At 40.4% G+C, this 458-nt stretch carries 1 rRNA gene; it reads right to left on the bottom strand.

Going from position 1 to position 458, the window contains the following annotated elements:
* Positions 1–458, bottom strand: a 23S ribosomal RNA gene (locus tag KJR01_RS09765); the annotation flags it as partial.

Raw genomic sequence — 458 nt, 5'->3', positions numbered from 1 at the left:
TGTTGGTATTGGAATATTAACCAATTTTCCATCGCATACCCCTTTCGGACTTTGCTTAGGACCCGACTAACCCTACGATGACGAGCATCGCGTAGGAAACCTTGGGTTTACGGCGTTAATGATTCTCACATTAATTATCGCTACTCATGCCTGCATGCTCACTTCTATACGCTCCAACGCTCCTTACCGGTACATCTTCAACGCCTATAGAACGCTCTCCTACCACTTGCACTTAACTCTAATTACTTCTTGCTTATTTTAGCTTATGCTATTTTAAAGAAATATAACTTTAAATAAAAGCTCTTAGCTAAATAACTAGAGTTAAGTGCAAGTCTACAGCTTCGGTACTTATTTTAGCCCCGTTATATTTTCCGCGCAAAATCACTAGACCAGTGAGCTATTACGCTTTCTTTAAAGGATGGCTGCTTCTAAGCCAACCTCCTGGTTGTTAAAGTAAC

It is taken from the genome of Campylobacter sp. 2018MI10, assembly GCF_018501175.1.
Classification (GTDB): domain Bacteria; phylum Campylobacterota; class Campylobacteria; order Campylobacterales; family Campylobacteraceae; genus Campylobacter_E.
Note: the sequence above shows the minus strand (reverse complement) of the source record. Positions and strands in the feature narration are given on the sequence as shown.